We start from the raw sequence: 206 nt of genomic DNA on the forward strand, positions 1-206 counted from the left end.
AAATGAAAGCCGATTAACTGGCCTTTGGTTGCGAGTGCTGCACCAGAATTTAACGGTGTTTTATTGCTAATTCAATAACGATTAACACTATAGCGAGTACTAAAGTTATCAGAGCAATCAAGTACATTGTCAGCACCTTTAAACATGTTAACTGCTTTAGTCTGATCCAACTTTTGGCAATACGTTACTATGTCTATTTGATTATT

1 pseudogene is annotated in these 206 nt (G+C 35.4%); it reads right to left on the reverse strand.

What is annotated here, in order from left to right:
* A pseudogene (locus V6260_RS19630) lies at positions 1 to 206 on the reverse strand (ThiF family adenylyltransferase); the annotation flags it as partial.

Source organism: Pseudoalteromonas aliena (genome assembly GCF_038155085.1).
Lineage (GTDB): Bacteria > Pseudomonadota > Gammaproteobacteria > Enterobacterales > Alteromonadaceae > Pseudoalteromonas > Pseudoalteromonas aliena_A.